The sequence below is a fragment of the Enterobacter cloacae complex sp. 2021EL-01169 genome (assembly GCF_020733125.1).
GTDB classification, from domain to species: Bacteria; Pseudomonadota; Gammaproteobacteria; order Enterobacterales; family Enterobacteriaceae; genus Enterobacter; species Enterobacter roggenkampii.
The window spans coordinates 177,697-196,704 of sequence record NZ_JAJFTC010000007.1; the positions used below are offsets into that span (position 1 = coordinate 177,697).

The 19,008-nt window shown below is 55.4% G+C and carries 23 protein-coding genes; 8 read left to right on the forward strand and 15 right to left on the reverse strand.

The window, feature by feature from the left end:
- Positions 1 to 26: 26 nt before the first annotated feature.
- Entirely contained in the window at positions 27 to 413 is a 387-nt protein-coding gene (locus tag LLF79_RS17645; protein WP_008502885.1) for a helix-turn-helix domain-containing protein, read from the reverse strand.
- Positions 414 to 497: 84 nt separating this feature from the next.
- Here LLF79_RS17645 and LLF79_RS17650 point away from each other — a divergent pair, with 84 nt between their 5' ends.
- From LLF79_RS17650 to LLF79_RS17660, 3 genes are all read left to right on the forward strand, one after another.
- A complete protein-coding gene (locus tag LLF79_RS17650) occupies positions 498 to 1,346 on the forward strand; it encodes an SDR family oxidoreductase (RefSeq protein ID WP_227880048.1) in 849 nt (282 codons plus the stop codon).
- 81 nt (positions 1,347 to 1,427) lie between these two features.
- Complete coding sequence (locus tag LLF79_RS17655) at positions 1,428 to 2,252, forward strand: AraC family transcriptional regulator (RefSeq protein ID WP_008502887.1); 825 nt, start codon at positions 1,428 to 1,430, stop codon at positions 2,250 to 2,252.
- Positions 2,253 to 2,327: 75 nt separating this feature from the next.
- Positions 2,328 to 3,293, forward strand: coding sequence for a DMT family transporter (locus LLF79_RS17660; protein ID WP_227880054.1), 966 nt, complete (start codon positions 2,328 to 2,330; stop codon positions 3,291 to 3,293).
- Positions 3,294 to 3,380: 87 nt separating this feature from the next.
- Here LLF79_RS17660 and LLF79_RS17665 read toward each other — a convergent pair whose 3' ends face one another.
- Entirely contained in the window at positions 3,381 to 5,030 is a 1,650-nt protein-coding gene (locus tag LLF79_RS17665; protein WP_021240703.1) for a methyl-accepting chemotaxis protein, read from the reverse strand.
- Between the two features lie 245 nt (positions 5,031 to 5,275).
- Between LLF79_RS17665 and ytfE the strand changes: the two genes are divergently transcribed.
- Positions 5,276 to 5,938 carry an iron-sulfur cluster repair protein YtfE gene (ytfE, locus tag LLF79_RS17670; protein WP_008502890.1) on the forward strand — a complete coding sequence of 221 codons (663 nt, stop codon included), beginning with the start codon at positions 5,276 to 5,278 and terminating at the stop codon, positions 5,936 to 5,938.
- Between the two features lie 86 nt (positions 5,939 to 6,024).
- Here the strand turns inward: ytfE and cycA are convergent, their stop codons facing one another.
- Positions 6,025 to 7,434, reverse strand: coding sequence for a D-serine/D-alanine/glycine transporter (gene cycA / locus LLF79_RS17675; protein WP_008502891.1), 1,410 nt, complete (start codon positions 7,432 to 7,434; stop codon positions 6,025 to 6,027).
- Positions 7,435 to 7,746: 312 nt separating this feature from the next.
- Positions 7,747 to 8,367, reverse strand: coding sequence for an FKBP-type peptidyl-prolyl cis-trans isomerase (gene fklB, locus LLF79_RS17680; RefSeq protein ID WP_008502892.1), 621 nt, complete (start codon positions 8,365 to 8,367; stop codon positions 7,747 to 7,749).
- Positions 8,368 to 8,600: 233 nt separating this feature from the next.
- Here fklB and LLF79_RS17685 point away from each other — a divergent pair, with 233 nt between their 5' ends.
- On the forward strand, positions 8,601 to 9,245 hold the full coding sequence (locus tag LLF79_RS17685; RefSeq protein ID WP_008502893.1) for an OapA family protein: 645 nt from the start codon (positions 8,601 to 8,603) through the stop codon (positions 9,243 to 9,245).
- Positions 9,246 to 9,313: 68 nt separating this feature from the next.
- On the opposite strand, the gene rplI is transcribed toward LLF79_RS17685, so the two are convergent.
- The 4 genes from rplI to rpsF are packed head-to-tail and all read right to left on the reverse strand — an operon-like array spanning position 9,314 to position 10,753.
- Positions 9,314 to 9,763, reverse strand: coding sequence for a 50S ribosomal protein L9 (gene rplI / locus LLF79_RS17690; RefSeq protein WP_008502894.1), 450 nt, complete (start codon positions 9,761 to 9,763; stop codon positions 9,314 to 9,316).
- Positions 9,764 to 9,804: 41 nt separating this feature from the next.
- Complete coding sequence (rpsR, locus tag LLF79_RS17695) at positions 9,805 to 10,032, reverse strand: 30S ribosomal protein S18 (RefSeq protein ID WP_000135199.1); 228 nt, start codon at positions 10,030 to 10,032, stop codon at positions 9,805 to 9,807.
- Positions 10,033 to 10,036: 4 nt separating this feature from the next.
- Positions 10,037 to 10,351, reverse strand: coding sequence for a primosomal replication protein N (priB, locus tag LLF79_RS17700; RefSeq protein WP_008502895.1), 315 nt, complete (start codon positions 10,349 to 10,351; stop codon positions 10,037 to 10,039).
- Between the two features lie 6 nt (positions 10,352 to 10,357).
- Complete coding sequence (gene rpsF / locus LLF79_RS17705; protein WP_008502896.1) at positions 10,358 to 10,753, reverse strand: 30S ribosomal protein S6; 396 nt, start codon at positions 10,751 to 10,753, stop codon at positions 10,358 to 10,360.
- Positions 10,754 to 11,096: 343 nt separating this feature from the next.
- On the opposite strand from rpsF, the gene yjfY reads away from it, so the two are divergent.
- Positions 11,097 to 11,372, forward strand: a complete 276-nt coding sequence (yjfY, locus tag LLF79_RS17710) for a DUF1471 family protein YjfY (RefSeq protein ID WP_008502898.1) — start codon at positions 11,097 to 11,099, stop codon at positions 11,370 to 11,372.
- A gap of 141 nt (positions 11,373 to 11,513) precedes the next feature.
- Here yjfY and LLF79_RS17715 read toward each other — a convergent pair whose 3' ends face one another.
- The 6 genes from LLF79_RS17715 to ulaA are packed head-to-tail and all read right to left on the reverse strand — an operon-like array spanning position 11,514 to position 15,921.
- Positions 11,514 to 12,200 carry an L-ribulose-5-phosphate 4-epimerase gene (locus LLF79_RS17715; RefSeq protein WP_045335503.1) on the reverse strand — a complete coding sequence of 229 codons (687 nt, stop codon included), beginning with the start codon at positions 12,198 to 12,200 and terminating at the stop codon, positions 11,514 to 11,516.
- Positions 12,193 to 13,053, reverse strand: coding sequence for an L-ribulose-5-phosphate 3-epimerase (locus LLF79_RS17720; RefSeq protein ID WP_227880056.1), 861 nt, complete (start codon positions 13,051 to 13,053; stop codon positions 12,193 to 12,195). The genes LLF79_RS17715 and LLF79_RS17720 overlap by 8 nt, the downstream gene beginning before the upstream one ends.
- Before the next feature lie 9 nt (positions 13,054 to 13,062).
- The gene (gene ulaD, locus LLF79_RS17725; RefSeq protein WP_008502901.1) at positions 13,063 to 13,713 is read right to left on the reverse strand and encodes a 3-keto-L-gulonate-6-phosphate decarboxylase UlaD; all 651 of its coding nucleotides are present in this window, start codon (positions 13,711 to 13,713) and stop codon (positions 13,063 to 13,065) included.
- A 12-nt stretch (positions 13,714 to 13,725) separates the two neighbouring features.
- Positions 13,726 to 14,193: a PTS ascorbate transporter subunit IIA gene (ulaC, locus tag LLF79_RS17730; RefSeq protein WP_003856024.1), complete on the reverse strand. Its 468-nt coding sequence runs from the start codon at positions 14,191 to 14,193 to the stop codon at positions 13,726 to 13,728.
- 9 nt (positions 14,194 to 14,202) lie between these two features.
- Entirely contained in the window at positions 14,203 to 14,508 is a 306-nt protein-coding gene (gene ulaB / locus LLF79_RS17735; protein WP_003856022.1) for a PTS ascorbate transporter subunit IIB, read from the reverse strand.
- A 12-nt stretch (positions 14,509 to 14,520) separates the two neighbouring features.
- Complete coding sequence (ulaA, locus tag LLF79_RS17740) at positions 14,521 to 15,921, reverse strand: PTS ascorbate transporter subunit IIC (RefSeq protein WP_021240705.1); 1,401 nt, start codon at positions 15,919 to 15,921, stop codon at positions 14,521 to 14,523.
- 359 nt (positions 15,922 to 16,280) lie between these two features.
- On the opposite strand from ulaA, the gene ulaG reads away from it, so the two are divergent.
- Together ulaG and ulaR are read left to right on the forward strand one after the other, a co-directional pair.
- On the forward strand, positions 16,281 to 17,345 hold the full coding sequence (gene ulaG, locus LLF79_RS17745) for an L-ascorbate 6-phosphate lactonase (RefSeq protein ID WP_010427455.1): 1,065 nt from the start codon (positions 16,281 to 16,283) through the stop codon (positions 17,343 to 17,345).
- Positions 17,346 to 17,454: 109 nt separating this feature from the next.
- Positions 17,455 to 18,210: an HTH-type transcriptional regulator UlaR gene (ulaR, locus tag LLF79_RS17750; protein WP_008502904.1), complete on the forward strand. Its 756-nt coding sequence runs from the start codon at positions 17,455 to 17,457 to the stop codon at positions 18,208 to 18,210.
- On the opposite strand, the gene yjfP is transcribed toward ulaR, so the two are convergent.
- Positions 18,207 to 18,929, reverse strand: a complete 723-nt coding sequence (gene yjfP / locus LLF79_RS17755; RefSeq protein WP_206804727.1) for an esterase — start codon at positions 18,927 to 18,929, stop codon at positions 18,207 to 18,209. The two genes, ulaR and yjfP, sit on opposite strands and share 4 nt — an antisense overlap.
- Between the last annotated feature and the right edge of the window lie 79 nt (positions 18,930 to 19,008).

Genomic DNA, 19,008 nt, shown 5'->3' on the forward strand with positions numbered 1-19,008 from the left:
GGTAAGGCGAAGCCGCCACCCGGCTTTTACGCCGCGCGATCGTCCCGATTCGCCATCACCTTCGGCGTATTCACCTCAATCCAGTCCGCCAGCGCGGCGACTTTCTCGCTGACCTCGATCCCCATCGGGGTCAGGCTATACTCTACGTGCGGCGGCACAACCGGGTACGATACGCGATCGACAAACCCGTCCTGCTCCAGCGCCTGAAGCGACTGGGACAGCATCTTTTCGCTCACCCCGCCCATTTTACGGCGCAGATCGCTAAAGCGATGCGTTCCCTGGCGCAGCGCCAGCAGAATCAGTACCCCCCAGCGGCTGGTAACGTGTTTGAGCACCTCTCGTGAAGGGCACTGTTCCGCGAAGAGATTGCCATCGCGCAATTGTTCGCTGAGCGTCGGTATCGTTGTTTTCATACTTACCTTTTTGTACGTACTAACTAAAAGTTAGCTATGGTGCTAGTGTGCCACAACACCAGACAAACACGAAGGAGATTCATCATGATCGCGATTACCGGCGCCACCGGCCAGCTTGGCCATCTCGTTATCGAACAGCTGTTGAACACCGTACCGGCTAACCAGATTGTGGCTATCGTACGTAACCCGGCAAAAGCTGAAGCCTTAAGCCAGCAGGGAATTGTGGTGCGTCAGGCGGACTACACGGATGAAGCCGCATTCACCGCCGCGCTGAACGGCGTGGATAAGCTGCTGCTGATCTCGTCCAGCGAAGTCGGCCAGCGCGCGACCCAGCACCAGAACGTGATTAACGCCGCCAAAGCGGCAGGGGTGAAATTTATCGCCTACACCAGCCTGCTGCATGCGGATACCTCGCCGCTCGGTCTGCACGTTGAACACGTTGCCACTGAAAAAGCGCTGGCGGCGTCCGGCATTCCTTATGCCCTGCTGCGCAACGGCTGGTATACCGAAAACTATCTGGCGAGCGCGCCGCCTGCGCTGGAACACGGCGTGTTTATTGGTGCGGCAGGCGAAGGCAAAATTGCCTCTGCCACCCGCGCAGACTATGCCGCGGCGGCAGCGAAAGTGATTGCTGAAGAGGGCCATGCGGGCAAGGTGTATGAACTGGCGGGCGACCAAGGCTGGACGCTGAGCGAACTGGCGGCTGAACTCAGCAAACAGAGCGGAAAGCCGGTCACCTACCAGAATCTCAGCGAAGCGGATTTTGCTGCCGCGCTGAAGAGCGTCGGCTTGCCTGCCGGTCTGGCCGATATGCTGGCGGACTCCGATATCGGGGCCTCCAAAGGCGGGCTCTTTGACGACAGCCATACGCTGAGCAAACTGATCGGGCGCCCAACCACTACGCTGGCGGAGAGCATTAAAGCCATTCTGTAATTGTTACGGGATGGTTATTTTTTGTGGCATCCCCTCGGGTCATCTTTGATAATGAAAAGATGACCCACGAGGAGGCTCACCGTGCAAGGCGTACCGGAACAGTTTAATGATGAAAGAGACAGCGCGCGCTTTCGCCATCTGGCGCAGCTGCCGGGCCTGGAGCTGTATCACGCGCACATTTCTGACTACGCCTTTGAGCCTCACACCCATGAAGCCTTCGGCATCGGCACGATTGAAACCGGTGCCGAACGCTTTCGCTATCGCGGCAGCCAGCATCTCGCGGCGGAGAAATCCGTCGTTACCATGAACCCGGACGAGATCCACACCGGCGAATCCGCCACCGAGGGCGGCTGGCGCTACCGGATGGTCTATATCGAACCCGACCTGCTGGAAGAGGTGACCGGCCTCCGGCACTGGTGGTTCAGCGACGTGACCCGTCATGACCCGTTGCGCTCACAGCAAATCGGCAGGCTTATTTACGGCTTGTGGCACACTGACGATCCGCTTGCGCAAAAAGGATTACTGCTGGATCTGATTGAGACCTTCCAGCCGTTTGCCCACCACGCGCCACGGGTCCAGGAAGGCGCGCACCGCTTCGAACGGGTACGCGAGTACCTGCACGACAACTATATGCGCGCTCTGACGCTGGACGAGCTGGCCAGCGTCGTCTCGCTCAGCCCGTATCATTTCCAGCGCCAGTTCAAAGCCCATTTTCACGTGACGCCGCATCAGATGCTGATGGCCATTCGACTCTGGCGCGCCAAAGCGTTTCTCACCCACGGCATGCCCGCCGCAGAGGTTGCCGCCGCAACCGGGCTGACCGATCAGTCACATCTGACCCGCGCGTTTACCCACCGCTACGGCATTACGCCCGTGCGCTACCAGAAGCAGGTTACACGGCGCTAATGCGCAATCTCATACAATACGCGCGCATTCGCCCCTCCTACACTGACTACAGCGTAAATACCTGTGGATGGAAAAATGATTAGTGGAGTGTTGTATGCCCTGCTGGCCGGGATGATGTGGGGACTGATTTTTGTCGGCCCGCTGATCGTGCCCGAGTATCCGGCAATATTACAGTCGACCGGACGTTATCTGGCGCTGGGGCTGATTGCCCTGCCCCTGGCGTGGCTGGGACGCGCGCGCTTGCGCCAGCTCAGCCGTCAGGACTGGGGGACCGCGCTGGCGCTGACCATGATGGGCAATCTTATCTATTACGTTTGCCTCGCGAGTGCCATTCAGCGTACCGGTGCGCCGGTATCGACCATGATTATCGGCACGCTGCCGGTCGTCATCCCCGTCTTTGCTAACCTGCTCTACAGCCAGCGCGATGGCAAACTGGCGTGGTCAAAAATGGCCCCGGCGCTGGTCTGCACCGCCCTGGGGCTGATATGCGTTAATATTGCCGAGCTGCGCCATGAGCAGGGCGATGTTGACCTGTGGCGGTACGGTTCTGGCATTCTGCTGGCGTTCATTTCCGTAGCGTGCTGGGCATGGTATGCCCTGCGCAATGCGCGCTGGCTGCGTGAGAACCCGGACAAGCACCCGATGATGTGGGCGACGGCGCAGGCGCTGGTCACGCTGCCCGTATCCGTCGTGGGATATTTCGGCGCATGCCTCTGGCTGGGCCATCAGCAGCCGGACTTCGTCCAGCCCTTCGGGCCAAGACCCTGGGTGTTTATCGGCCTGATGGTGGCGATCGCGGTGCTGTGTTCATGGGTGGGCGCGCTGTGCTGGAACATTGCCAGCCAGAAGCTGCCGACGGTGATCTTAGGGCCGCTGATTGTCTTCGAAACCCTGGCCGGACTGCTTTATACCTTTCTGATGCGCCAGAGCGTGCCGCCGTTGTTCACGGCCTGCGGGATCGTGCTGTTGGTTGTGGGGGTAGTGATGGCGGTGAGAGCGAAGCCGGAAAAACCGAGGGTTGTTCCGGCGTCAGAGATGTAATTTTTGCCGGGTGGCGGCTCCGCCTTACCCGGCCTACAAGGAGCCGTTTCGTAGGCCGGGTAAGCGCCAGCGCCACCCGGCATGATGTTAAAACGTTTCCCAGTTTGCTTCAGACGCCGCCGCGACAGGCTGCGCTTTTGGCACATAGGTTTTCACCGGCGCCGCTTTGACCGCCTGGTTGCGGGTGATTTTGAACACCGCCACCGCTTCGTTCAGACGCGCAGCCTGATCTTCCAGCGCCGCCGCTGCGGCCGCAGACTCCTCCACCAGCGAGGCGTTCTGCTGGGTCACGCGGTCCATCTCGGCTACCGCCTGGCCCACCTGGTCGATACCGCGGCTCTGCTCGTCAGAGGCCGAGGCAATTTCGCCCATGATATCGGTGACGCGGGTGACCGCATTGACGATCTCTGCCATCGTGGCCCCGGCTTCGTTAACCAGCTGCGAGCCCGCGTTCACGCGTTCGCCGGAGTCATCGATCAGCGCTTTGATCTCTTTCGCCGCCTGAGCGCTGCGCTGGGCAAGGGTACGCACTTCCCCTGCCACCACCGCAAAGCCACGGCCCTGCTCGCCTGCACGGGCCGCTTCCACCGCCGCGTTCAGCGCCAGAATATTCGTCTGGAAGGCAATGCCGTCGATCACGTTGGTAATTTGCGCTATTTTGCTGGAACTGGTGGCGATTTCATCCATTGTCCGCACGACGCCTTCCACCACGTGACCGCCCTTCTTCGCCGTTGAGGAGGCATCCAGCGCCAGACGGGAAGCCTGACGCGCGTTATCGGCGTTCTGCTTCACGGTTGCCGTCAGCTGTTCCATGCTGGCTGCCGTCTCTTCCAGAGACGCGGCCTGCTGCTCGGTACGGGAAGAGAGATCGTTACTGCCTGCGGAGATTTCGCCTGCACCGGTGTAAATCGTATCTGCGCCTTCGCGCACCACGCCCACGGTGTTCGCCAGCGAAGTTTGCATCTCCTGCACGTTGCGCGCCAGGATGGCCATTTCATTTTTTCCGTCTGCCTGAATCGGCTGGGTGAGATCGCCTGCCGCAATGGCGCGAATATGGTTGATCACCTCTTCCAGCGGCAGCAGCAGCACGCGGCGCATCGCAATCCAGCTGGAGATAATCACCACGATCACTAGCAGCATGACCGCAGAGAGGATCCACAGGATGCGCTTGTAATCACTTTCGTTATCCTGAATGCCTTTATCCGTGAGCGCGGCCTGCGCTTCACGCCATTCACGATAAACCGTCTGCATCGCATTCTGTTTTTGTTCGGCATTCTGCTTGAACATATCTTCCAGATTGCCCTGGCTCAGCAGAACATTCATTTGCGTCAGCGTTGCAGAGTAAATGCGGTACTGCTCCTCGAGTTGGTTGGTCAGGTTCTCATCCAGGCCTGGCGTATTCGGCAAGGCATAGTATTTATCGTAATGAACCTGGGCTTCAGTCAGCAGATTTTTCGCCGTGGTCACCAGCTCATTCAGCTGACCGCCGTTAATTTGCGAGGCCATGCTGCTTTGCAGGCGCAGCATTCCGCGGTTCAGGGTGACGCGCGCCTGGTTCAGACTGATCCACGCATCGGTAAACTCCGCCACGTTCTTGCTGGAGAGCTGCGACACGGTAAAGTTGTCTTTATCGTTATTCAGGGCGTTGATAAAGATACCGGCGGAAATCACTTGCATGATGCCGAGCACAAGCAGCACCGAAATCAGAAGGGTAATGACTTTTATACGTTTAAACATGCGTTGCCTTTGTTATATGCAGGTTTGTCTGACGTGGATATATCGGCAGGTGCAGCGGGTTGTTTACTGTTTCTCCACCTTTAAAAAGTTTCGAAACCACTTTCCTGAACCCATTCAGAGAGTTAAATCGGATATTTTTTTTGTGATCTGCATCTCACTTTTACCCGTTCCTCTAAAGGGTTATAGCGTCGCTTAAAAGATGCATTTAATATGCACTTTATATTATTGATGATGAGGTAACTGCTATGGCCTTTCGCGACCAACCCCTGGGCGAGCTGGCGCTCTCCATTCCTCGCGCTTCTGCGCTGTTTCGCAAATACGATATGGACTACTGCTGCGGCGGTAAGCAAACCCTGGCACGGGCGGCCTTACGCAAAGAGCTGAACGTTGAGGTGATTGAAGCCGAGCTGGCGAAGCTGGCCGAGCAGCCCGTCGACAAAGACTGGCGAACCGCTCCGCTCGCGGAAATCATCGACCATATCATCGTGCGTTACCATGACCGTCACCGTGAACAGCTGCCTGAGCTGATCCTGCAGGCGACCAAAGTCGAGCGCGTTCATGCCGACAAACCTTCCGTACCGCGCGGTCTGGCGAAATACCTGACCCTGCTGCACGAAGAGCTTTCCAGCCACATGATGAAAGAAGAGCAGATCCTCTTCCCGATGATTAAACAGGGAATGGGAAGCCAGGCAATGGGGCCCATCAGCGTGATGGAAAGCGAGCATGATGACGCGGGCGAACTGCTGGAAGTGATCAAACACACCACCCACAACGTCACGCCGCCGCCAGAAGCGTGCACAACGTGGAAAGCGATGTACAACGGCATTAACGAGATGATTGACGACCTGATGGAACACATCAGCCTTGAGAACAACGTTCTGTTCCCGCGGGCACTAGCGGGGGAATAAAAAAGCCCGGTGGCGCTAGCGCTTACCGGGCCTGCAACGTCCTCGAACGTAGGCCGGGTAAGCGTCAGCGCCACCCGGCAACATGCTTAACGCATGCCAGCCATCCGTTTCTTACCGATAAACATCCAGCCCAGCCCCAGCGCGATAAACCACAGCGGCGTGACGATCAGCGCCTGACGGGTATCATCTTCCAGCGTCAGCAGAACCAGCACGAAGACGAAGAACGCCATGCACACCCAGCACATCAGCTTGCCCAGCGGCATCTTGTAGATCGATTTTTCATGCAGGTGTGGGCGCTGTTTGCGGTACACCAGATAGGAACAGAGGATGATGGTCCAGACGAACATAAACAGGATCGCTGAGACCGTGGTAATCATGGTGAACGCGCCAATTACGCTTGGGTTTACGTAGAGCATCACCACGCCGCCCAGCAGGCACATGCAGGAGAAGGTCAGCCCTTTCGCAGGTACCGCACGCTTAGACAGCTTGGCGAACGCGCTCGGCGCCACGCCTTCCTGCGCCAGACCAAACAGCATACGGCTGGTTGAGAACACGCCGCTGTTCGCGGAAGACGCCGCTGAGGTCAGCACCACGAAGTTAATCAGGCTCGCCGCCGCAGGCAGCCCCACCAGCACGAACAGCTCAACGAACGGGCTCTTGCTTGGCACCACCGAGCTCCACGGCGTCACGGACATAATGATGATCAGCGCGAAGACGTAGAACATGATGATACGCACCGGAATGGAGTTGATGGCGCGCGGGAGAGACTTCTCCGGATCTTTGGTTTCCGCAGCGGTCGTTCCGACAAGCTCAATCCCTACAAACGCGAACACCGCAATCTGGAAGCCGGCAAAGAAGCCGCTGATACCTTTCGGGAACCAGCCTCCATCATTCCACAGATGGGTAAACGACGCCTGAACGCCGGTTGGTGACTGGAAGTGGGTGAGCACCATCACCAGGCCCACCACGATGAGCCCAACGATGGCCACGATTTTGATCATCGCGAACCAGAACTCCATCTCACCGAACATTTTAACGGTGGCGAGGTTCAGGCTCAGCAGCAGAACAATAACCGCCAGCGAGGCCACCCAGTCCGACAGCCCGGGGAACCAGAACTGCGCATAGGCGGTTATCGCCACGACGTCCGCCATACCGGTCACGACCCAGCAGAACCAGTAGGTCCAGCCGGTGAAATAGCCCGCCCATGGCCCGAGCAGGTCTGAAGCGAAGTCGCTGAAGGATTTGTATTCGAGGTTCGAGAGCAGCAGTTCACCCATTGCACGCATCACGAAGAACAGCATAAAACCGATAATCATATAAACGAATATGATTGACGGTCCGGCGAGACTGATGGTTTTGCCTGACCCCATAAACAGCCCGGTACCGATGGCACCCCCAATAGCAATGAGCTGAATATGACGGTTTGTGAGATTGCGCCGTAGCGACTGTTCAGACGACGCCTCTTCGTCGGCGACGACTTTGACCTGATCTACCATGTGATATTTTCCTGTTTATGCCTGTCTGTGTTGTTAAGGCTCTTCTGGCCTTTAAATACGTCAAAAAAATGACGTTCCCTTGTTAGGGCTAATCGATATTAGGTAAGAATCGGCGGGATGAATACTATGATTTAGATATTATGTTAATAATATGTTGAAAGTGAGTGTCATATCACTCATGCAGCGCGAAACAGCTCACAAAAATACACGCCACAGTTTCGTTTGCAAGATAAAATATTGATTCCGACTTAACTATAGGTTTTCACGCTATTTTCCCCTCCCCAACCGGGGAGAGGAAATAAGAAAAGTCGATTACAGAATTTCCAGCAGCTCGACTTCAAAGACCAGAGTGCTGAATGGCGGGATGGACGCGCCAGCGCCGCGCTCGCCGTAAGCCAGGTTGTGCGGGATAGTCAGTTCCCATTTGGAACCGACTGGCATCAGGGTCAGCGCTTCGATCCAGCCCGCGATAACGCCATTCACCGGGAACTCAGCCGGTTCGCCGCGCGCGACGGAGCTGTCGAAGACGGTACCGTCGATCAGCTTACCGGTGTAGTGTACGCGAACGTGGTCGGTACGCGCCGGGATTGCGCCATCGCCCTGATTGATCACGCGGAACTGCAGACCAGACTCGGTGCTGTTCACGCCTTCACGCTCACGGTTCTCTTCCAGATATTTCACACCTTCGGCGGCCATCTCTTCAAAGCGCGCGCGACGCACGGCGTCAGCACGCTCGTGGATTTCACGCAGCGCACGGTGCACAACGTCAACCGGAACGGCAGGCTGTTTACCTTCCAGCGCGTCAGCGATACCCGCCACCAGCGCTTCAGGTAACAGACCTTCCAGGCCGGATTCGCTCAACTGCTGTCCTACCTGCAAGCCGATACCGTAACTTGCCTGCGCTTCGATAGTGTCAAAAGTCGGGGTGGTCATGGGTTTTCCTTCCATCACATTTAAAGTAGCGGGCAGCATATCAGCCATGCCCTTATGGGTAAAACTTTGTCTGAAGTTAAGGTGACAAACCGCGACGAAACAGAAACAATAGAGAGAACCAGGATTAATCCCGAACTGATGTCACGGATGTCGGGTTTACTACGCCGTTCAGGCAGTTAGCAAACTATACTTCGGGGCACAGGATAAAAAATACGCGGAGCAGGAGGAGTGCCATGCCCGGGCGATTTGAACTGAAACCTACCCTGGCGAAAATCTGGCAGGCGCCGGACAATTTTCGCATCATGGATCCGCTGCCTCCTCTGCACCGCAGAGGGATCATCATTGGTGCGCTGATGGTGATTGTGGGCTTCCTGCTTCCTTCCGGTGGCGATGATGTTGATACTGCCCCCGTCACCCGCAATGCTCAGCTGGACCTTCAGTCGCAAACACGACCGCAGCCTGACGCACAGCCGATGCAGACGCAGCTCGTTACCCCGTCTAACGATCCGGGTCAGGTCGCGCCGGTTGAGCCAGAGCCGATTCAGGACGAACAGCCACAGGAACAGGCCGCCGCCCCGTCTCAGCCTCAAACCCAACAGCCCACCGGCATTGAGCAACAGTGGCGTTCCTATCGCGTAGAGCCGGGGAAAACGCTGGCGCAGCTGTTCCGTGACCACAACCTGCCGCCGACAGACGTGTATGCCATGGCGAAGGTGGAAGGCGCGGGTAAACCGCTCAGTAACCTGCAGAATGGCCAGATGGTGCAAATTCGCCAGAATGCCAGCGGGGTGGTGACAGGGTTAACGATTGATACCGGAAATGGACAACAGGTGCTGTTTACCCGCCAGACAGACGGCAGCTTTATCAGGGTACGTTAAGGGCAGGGTTCTGTAAAAAGCAAAACGCCGGCACAAGGCCGGCGTTTCAACGTGAGCAGAGTAAAAAATTACTCAGCTACAACGTTAACAACCAGTTTAGCGAACACTTCGCTGTGAACCTGGAAGTCAACTTCGTGCTCACCAGTGGTACGCAGAACGCCGTTCGGCAGACGAACTTCGCTCTTAGCCACTTTAACGCCTGCTGCAGAAACTGCATCAGCGATATCGCGGGTACCGATGGAACCGAACAGTTTACCTTCGTCGCCAGCTTTGGACGCGATGGTAACGGTGCCCAGTGCGTTGATTGCTTCAGCGCGAGCGTTAGCAGCCGCCAGAACGTCAGCCAGTTTGGCTTCCAGTTCAGCGCGACGTGCTTCGAAAAACTCTACGTTTTTCTTGGTAGCTGGAACAGCTTTACCCTGTGGAACCAGGAAGTTACGAGCGTAACCCGCTTTAACGTTTACCTGATCACCCAGGCTGCCCAGGTTTGCTACTTTATCAAGCAGAATAACTTGCATTACCTTATCCTCTTAAAGTCGTATTAATGGACCGTGCCCGATTACTGATGACGATCAGTGTACGGCAGCAGGGACAGGTAGCGAGCGCGTTTGATAGCGCGAGCCAGCTGACGCTGATATTTTGCACGAGTACCGGTGATACGGCTTGGGACAATCTTACCGCTTTCGGTGATGTAGTTTTTCAGCGTTGCGATATCTTTATAGTCGATCTCTTGAACGCCTTCCGCGGTGAAACGGCAGAACTTGCGACGACGGAAATAACGTGCCATATGGCTAGTCTCCAGAATCTATCAAATCAATCTGCTCGGCATGCAGAACCATTTTGCTCAGACCGTTCTTTGCCTTGTGGCAAGAGATGAACCCCTGAACGATTACTGCACTACCGACCGTTAAACTGTGAGTAATGGCCTGGTTTTCGTGTCCGCTAATAATAACGGGCATTTGGCACCACGCCTGCCGGTGAAACCCGGCTTCCTCTTGCACAGAACGATGCTCAAGCACGAACTGGCAATGCGGAATTCCTGATGGACTGACCTTTCGAAGGGGAGCCCTGCATACGATGCCGGACAACGCCAGACGGTTGGTCATCAGAAATTACTCTTCAGAATCCCCAGCATCAGAATCATCTGCGGTTTCGTTTGCGAAATCATCGCGACGCTCACGGCGCTCGTCTTTCGCTTTAACCATCGGAGATGCTTCGGTCACTGCGTTTTTGGTACGCATAACCATGCTGCGGATAACGGCATCGTTGAAGCGGAAGTTAGTTTCCAGCTCATCGATCACTTCCTGCGGCGCTTCAACGTTCATCAGAACGTAGTGTGCTTTGTGCAGTTTGTTGATCGGATAAGCCAGCTGACGGCGGCCCCAGTCTTCCAGACGGTGGATCGTGCCCGCTGCTGCAGTGATTGCACCAGTGTAGCGCTCGATCATACCCGGAACCTGTTCGCTCTGGTCAGGATGGACCATAAAAACGATTTCGTAATGACGCATCGAATTGCTCCTTACGGATTATTCAGCCTCCTGTCTGGGTCAGCCGAGGCCCGGGGAGGCAAGGAACGTGTTAAAGGTCGGCTGAAAAATTGACGCGTCATAATACTTGCGCGCCCCTGGAAACTCAAGCTGATTGCACAAATAATTCGCACAAAGCGCGAAGCGGGTCTAAGTGGGTGATTTAAAATTACTCACATCCGTAAGCGGTGTTTTTTTGAACAACTGCATCAGAAATGGTCACGCATCCCCGCCGGATGAGTGATTACACTTTAATCAGAGATAACCGAAACAGAAGAAGGAGCATCCCCCCCCTCTCACAGCACGCAGTCGTGGAGCGCATATTATGAAAAAAATCGCATTAGCCATAATGGCGGCGCTTTTGCTCAGTGCAAACGCGATGGCAGCCATCAAGATAGACAGCCGACAGGCCAGAAACATGGATGATGTGCACAGCTTAGGCGTAATCTATATTAATCATAATTTCGCCACCGAAAGCGAAGCAGATCAGGCACTAAATGAAGAGACCGACGCCCAGGGCGCAACCTATTACCACGTGATGTTAATCCGTGAGCCCGGCAGCAACGGCAATATGCACGCCAGTGCAGATATTTACCGATAACGCCTTAACGCTAGCACCAGGAAAGCCAACAACGAGAACATAGCCATAGTTGACGTTGCCCCCTGCCCGGGGGCTTTTTTTTGTGAATGGCTCCGGAATACCACCGGTTACAACTGTTTTTCGGTATTCCAGAGCACTTATTCACTTCTGCCCGTAATAGGCATTCGGGCCATGCTTGCGCATGAAATGCTTGTTCATCAGGTAATCATCAATGCCCTGAAGCTGTGGGTTAATGCCGCGGGCAATCCACGCCATACGTGCCACTTCCTCCATGACGACCGCATTATGGACGGCGTCGTGGGCATCTTTTCCCCAGGCGAACGGGCCGTGCTGATACACCACAATCCCCGGCGTATGCAGCGGCTCGCATTCTCCCAGCGTGTCGATAATCACCTTTCCGGTGTTGAGCTCGTACTCTCCTTCCACTTCATCCTGCGTTAATGCGCGCGTGCAGGGGATGTCGCCAAAGAAGTAGTCCGCATGTGTCGTGCCCAGCGCCGGAATCGCCAGCCCCGCCTGTGCCCAGGCGGTCGCGTGCGTGGAGTGAGTATGCACCACACCGCCAAGGGACGGATAACGCCGATACAGCGCCAGATGGGTCGCCGTGTCCGAAGAAGGACGCCATTTACCGTCAACGACGTTTCCTTCAAGATCGACCACCACCATATCGTCAGCGTTCATGGTGTCATACGCCACACCGCTCGGCTTAATCACGATCAGCCCCTGCTCGCGATCGATAGCGCTGACGTTACCCCAGGTGAAGGTGACCAGGCCATAGCGGGGCAGATCCATGTTGGCTTCAAAGACCTGCTGTTTAAGCTTAAGCATGTTCAGCCTCCAGTAATCCCGCGCGCGCCATACGCTCGCGCACCCAGTCCCGCGCCTTTGCTACTTCCGCAGCAGGGTTGTCCGACGTTTCGCTCCACATCTCAATCAGGTAAGGCCCGCAATAGCCTGTCTGCTTGAGCGTCTCGAAGCACCGTTCGAAATCCACCACCCCGGTGCCGAACGGTACGTTTTTAAACACGCCAGGACGGGTATCTTTGACGTGCACCGCCACGATATGCCCTATGCCTGCCTGCAGCTCCATCTGCACGTCGTTATCCCATGCCGACAGGTTGCCGATATCGGGATAAAGCTGGAACCACGGGTTGTTCAGATAGTGCGCGTAGCCCAGCGCCTTACTGATGGAGTTCATCAGCGGGTAATCCATGATCTCCATTGCCAGCGTGACCTGCGCACGGCTGGCCATCTCAACGCTCTCTTTCAGACCATCACGGAAACGACGGCGCGTTTCATCGTTAGCTTCCTGATAGTAAACGTCATAACCCGCCAGCTGGATCACGCGGATACCCTCGTCCTGCGCAAAGCGGATGGCTTTACGCATGATCTCCAGCCCCTGCGCGCGCACGGCATCATCTTCGCTGCCGAGCGGAAAACGACGATGAGCGCTCAGGCACATGGACGGCACGCGCACGCCCGTTTCCGCGATGGCGCTTACCAGTGCCAGGCGCTGTTCGCGGCTCCAGTCGAGGCGAGCAAGACGCTCGTCCGTCTCATCCACCGACATTTCGACAAAATCGAAGCCCAGCTGCTTCGCCAGCTGTAACCGCTCCAGCCAGCACTCCCCCGCGGGGAGTGCCTTTTCATAGATGCCGAGCGGGACCTGTTTTGACAACATACCCGCTCCTTAGCCCCAAAGCTGAGCGATTGAGCGTTTGAACTGACGCGCCGCCTCCACCGGGGACGCCGCATCACGAATGCTGCGACCGGCAATAAAGACGTGAATCGGAATGCCCTTGAACAGCGGCAGATCTTCCAGCGCCAGACCGCCAGTGACGGTCACTTTGAAACCCATATCGGCCAGACGTTTGATGGCGCTGATATCCGCCTCGCCCCACGCCACACCTGCGGCCTGCGCATCACGGCTGCGGTGATATACCACCTGCTGAATGCCCGCGTCGCGCCACTCCTGGGCCTGCTCCCAGGTCCAGAAGCCGGTCAGCTCAATCTGCACGTCGCCGTTAAACTCTTTTGCCACGTCCAGCGCGCCTTTGGCGGTGTTGATATCCGCACAGCAGATCACGGTGACCCAGTCGGCGTTGGCTTCGAAGCACATGCGGGAGAGGATTTTGCCTGCGTCGGCGATTTTGGCATCCGCCAGCACGATTTTATGCGGATAGAGCGCTTTCAGGTCACGAACCGCACGAACGCCTTCGCCCACGCACAGAATGGTGCCCACTTCAATGATGTCCACTTCTTCCGCAATCAGGCGGGTGGTTTCGTAAGCGTGAGACAGCGTTTGGTTATCCAGCGCAACTTGCAACATGGGTAATGACATATTCAATTCCTCTTAAACGGCCGCCGCAGTGGCGTTATCAATTAAATCCAGCACGTCCTGCGCGGTGCGGCAGGCGCGTAAACGGTCAAAATTGGCTTCGTCATCAAACAGATTGACGATCTGCATGATGCCCACCTCCTGGTGGGTATTGGCATCGACAGCCGCCATAGTGATAAGGATGTCGACCGGGTCGTTATCTTCGTGGTTAAACACCAGCGGCGTTTTCAGCGTCACCAGCGCGAAGCCGGTTTTCTTGACGCCCTCTTCCGGGCGGCCATGCGGCATCGCCAGGCCTGGCGCAATCACAAAGTAAGGGCCATGCTGCGCCACGCCATCCAGAATCGCCTGGTAGTAACGCGGCTCGACAACGTCAGCCTTAACCAGCAGATCCACACTCAGCTTCACCGCTTCCTGCCAGGTACTGGCTTCGGCCTGTAAAAGGATGGAGTTATTCTCTGCCAGCGAATCACGTAATTTCATGTGGCGTCCTTACTTCACGTCTTGTGGGAAGTGTTCTTTGATCACTTCCAGCAGTTTTGGTCCGAAATCCGCAGGCGACAGCATGTTGCGTACGCCCACCACATATTTATTACCCGACACACTAATTTCGCCGGCGATATGAGTAGAGGCGATGATGATGTCCGCGCCGTTCAGCTCACTTTTGTATTCACCCACTGCGCAGCTGTTCACCGTGTGGTCGATGTTGGACTGGGTTAAAAACTGGTCCACTTTCATCTTCATGATCATGGAGCTGCCTTGCCCATTACCACACACAGCCAGGATACGTACGGTCATAATCGAAACTCCTTAATGAGCAGACACTTCTGCTGTTTGTTTTTCCGCATCTTCTTCAGCTCGCAGCGAACGGCCAGCGAAGAACATATAAGCCAGAGCAATCAGGATGATGATGGCCATAAAGATCAGTCCGATGGAGGCAAAACCCTGCATCATCGGCGGTGCCAGAATTGACCAGTCCGCCATGCCCATCCAGGCGCTCATACCGGTGAGCTTGACCGCCCACACGCAGCCAAAGATTTCAACCATGCCCATTACCAGGCAGATCTTGAGCGCCGCGCGCCAGCCGCCGAAGTGGTTAGCGAATACGCCGATGGTGGCGTTGGAGAAGAACATCGGGATAAAGCCCGGAATAATCAGGATTGAGGAGCCGCAGCCGACCAGGATACCCACCGCAATCAGCTGGCCGATGGTGCCCCACATAAATCCCCAGACCACCGCGTTTGGCGCGAAGCTATAGATAGCGGCACAGTCGATGGCCAGTACCGCGCCAGGAATCAGGCGCTGAGAGATACCGTTGAAAGCTTCAGACAGTTCGGCGACGAACATACGCACGCCCTGAGTAATGATGAAAATAGCCACGGCGAAAGAGAAACCGGTCTGCAGGATGTAAACCGTCCAGTGGGTTTTCCCCGCCATCGCCTGCACCACATCAATACCGAAGGAGAGCAGAATGGCGCCGAAGAAGAGGGTCATCACAATCGCGGTCGACACGATGTTGTCATGGAAGATATTCAGCCAGCCAGGCAGCTTAAGGTCTTCAACACTCTCTTCTTTTTTACCCAGGTACGGCGCAACTTTGTAAGCAATCCAGGCAGCAAACTGTTGCTGGTGACCGATGGAAAAACCGCAACCGTCGGTCACTATCTGGGTTGGCTTGTACATCATGTTGGAGGTGATACCCCAGTAGAGCGAGACCAGCACCGCGGTGCAGATAATCGTGGTCCACATTGGGTAACCGAAGATATAGAGAGAAACCGCAATCAGCCCCGCCTGCTGGAACATAATGTGCCCGGTGAGCATGATGGTGCGAATACCGGTAATGCGGCGCAGCAGAACATAGATAATGTTCAGCGCCAGCGCGAGCAGAACGGCGTAACCTACCCAGCTATAGGCATCGCCCATACGATCGATGGTCGCCATCATTGAGGCGTAGGTATCAGAGATAGCCCCATTAATGCCATACACTTCCGACATTTTGGCAACGACTGGCTTAAACGTGCTGGTCAGTATGCCCGACCCCGCCTGCAACAGCATGAAACCGATAATGGTTTTGATGGTGCCTTTAATAATCACGCTGACGCTTTTACGCAGCAGGATATATCCCAGGCACGTCACGATACCCAGCAACAGCGGGGCGTTGGTCATTACCTGATTAAAGAAAACGGTAAAGACGTTGTAGAGGATCTCCATAACTCTCTCCAGAAATGAGAACACGAGGGGCAATCCCTGTGCGGTTGGTGCCATCACTCTATTAATCACAAATAATCACCACAAGATTGAATTTGATTATTTGTGACGCATCACGCAATTTATTTCCCTTCAGTTAGTAATGATTTTCACTACCGCACAAAATAAATAAATTAGTCCTTATAATTCATTAAATTAATGTTTATTACGCGATAATCTAACAAGTAAAAAGCAGAGAGTCTGTGACGTTGAGCAGATAAAATTCCGCATTTTCGCTATTGCAAAGCGCGTAAAATGGTGCCAGCATTAATCACAGCGAATCACAATGTGATTACTTTTGATTAAAACCAGGAGTCAAAACGATGAGTAAAGTGAACACCATCACCCGTGAATCATGGATTCTGAGCACCTTTCCGGAGTGGGGTAGCTGGCTGAACGAAGAAATCGAGCAGGAACAGGTTGCTCCTGGCACGTTTGCAATGTGGTGGCTGGGCTGCACCGGGATCTGGCTGAAATCAGAAGGTGGCGCCAATATCTGCGTCGATTTCTGGTGCGGCACCGGCAAACAGAGCCACGGTAACCCGCTGATGAAAAAAGGCCACCAGATGCAGCGTATGGCCGGCGTTGAAAAACTCCAGCCGAACCTGCGTACTACACCGTTTGTGCTTGATCCTTTTGCCATTCGTCAGATCGATGCCGTACTCTCTACCCACGATCACAACGACCATATTGATGTAAACGTGGCGGCAGCGGTGATGCAAAACTGCGCGGACGATGTGCCGTTTATCGGGCCGCAGACCTGCGTGGATCTCTGGATTGGCTGGGGTGTGCCGAAAGAGCGCTGCATCGTGATGAAACCGGGCGACGTGGTGAAAATCAAAGACATTGAAATCCATGCCCTGGATGCCTTTGACCGTACCGCTCTGATTACGCTGCCGGCCGATCAAAAAGCGGCAGGTGTACTGCCAGACGGCATGGACGAGCGCGCGGTGAACTACCTGTTCAAAACGCCGGGCGGCTCCCTGTATCACAGCGGTGACTCCCACTACTCCAACTACTACGCTAAGCACGGTAACGAGCATCAGATTGACGTGGCCCTGGGCTCCTACGGCGAGAACCCGCGCGGTATTACGGATAAAATGACCAGCGCCGACATGCTGCGCATGGCGGAAGCGCTGAACACCAAAGTCGTTATTCCGTTCCACCACGATATCTGGTCAAACTTCCAGGCCGATCCGCAGGAAATTCGCGTGTTGTGGGAGATGAAAAAAGACCGCCTGAAGTACGGCTTCAAGCCATTTATCTGGCAGGTAGGCGGCAAGTTCACCTGGCCGCTGGACAAAGACAATCTTGAGTACCACTACCCGCGTGGTTTCGATGATTGCTTCACCATTGAGCCTGACCTGCCGTTTAAGTCCTTCCTCTGATTCCGAGGCCACATCGCCAGACTTGTGTCTGGCGATTTCATATTTATTTTAGTAATTTCACGCTATTTCAAATATCATCTTTTCAAATCAATTCTTATCGGAATAGCTCATGACGGAAGCGCAACGGCATCAAATTTTACTGGAACTCCTGGCGCAAACAGGGTTTATCACCGTCGAGAAAGTGATCGAACGTTTAGGGATTTCCCCTGCCACCGCGCGGCGAGACATTAACAAGCTGGATGAAAGCGGCAAGCTGAAAAAAGTTCGCAACGGTGCGGAAGCCATTAGCCAGCAGCGCCCCCGCTGGACGCCGATGAACATTCATCAGGCGCAGAATCACGATGAAAAAGTGCGGATCGCCAGAGCCGCGTCGCAGCTGGTGAATCCCGGTGAGAGCGTCGTTATCAACTGCGGCTCTACGGCGTTTTTGCTGGGCCGCGAGATGTGCGGCAAGCCGGTGCAAATCATCACGAACTACTTACCGCTCGCCAACTATCTCATCGATCAGGAGCATGAGAGCGTGGTGATCATGGGTGGTCAGTACAATAAAAGTCAGTCGATTACGCTTAGCCCACAGGACAGCGAAAACAGTCTCTACGCCGGACACTGGATGTTTACCAGCGGCAAAGGCCTGACCGCTGAAGGTTTGTATAAAACCGATATGCTGACCGCGATGGCGGAACAAAACATGCTCAACGTGGTAGGCAAACTCGTGGTGCTGGTCGACAGCAGTAAAGTCGGTGAACGCGCAGGCATGCTGTTCAGCCGCGCAGAACAGATCGACCTGGTGATCACCGGCAAAGGGGCTAACCCCGAGATCCTCCAGAAGCTGGAAGATCAGGGAGTAAAAGTGCTGCGCGTTTAAAGGTGCTGGCGGAAAAACGCTACCGTGGCGTCCAGCGCCGCTGGCGTGATGCGGTGGCGAACGCCTGATTCCCACAAACAGGTCAGATTATCGTCCAGCCCGTCCTTCTTTAACGCCTGCTGCAGGCGGAAGGTACCGTCAGGTGGCACTACATCATCCGCATCACCGTGCCACAGCAAAAGCGGGCGATCTGCGAGGCGCGGCAATGCCCGGGTTACTTCCCACTCTTCCAGCCTCGCAGTGATTTCCGCTAAATCCTGAGGGGGAAAAAGGGTCTTCGCCAGCGAGGTAAAATAACCCGAGCCCATCAGACAGGCGACCGACTTCACTTCTGGATGGTGCGTCATGATCCCCAGGGCTGTCATACCGCCCATCGACGCCCCGGCCACGGCCAGACGATGCTCGGCCACCAGCCCTGCCTCATAAAGCGCATCGCGCAATCCGGCAAACTCGGTCAGACTCCCGTGCAGTATGTGCCAGAACTGCCCAAGGCGCGCCTGCTCATTACCCATAAATCGTGCGCCGTGGTCAGGCGCATCCGGCATCACCACACGAAAACCTGCCTGCGCCAGCGCGACCGCAAAGTAACTGTAAACCAGCTTCGATGAGGTAAATCCATGATAAAAAACTACAACAGGCAGCGGTTTATCACGTTTACCCGCTGGCACAGCGTGTAAAATTTCATGGTCGCCGAGATGGCGTATTTCAATTTCAATCATTGTCGACCCTGCACGAATGGATGATTCATAATGTTGAGAACTGGATTACGGTTTCAGGCTATTTTCATTCGAAAATTAC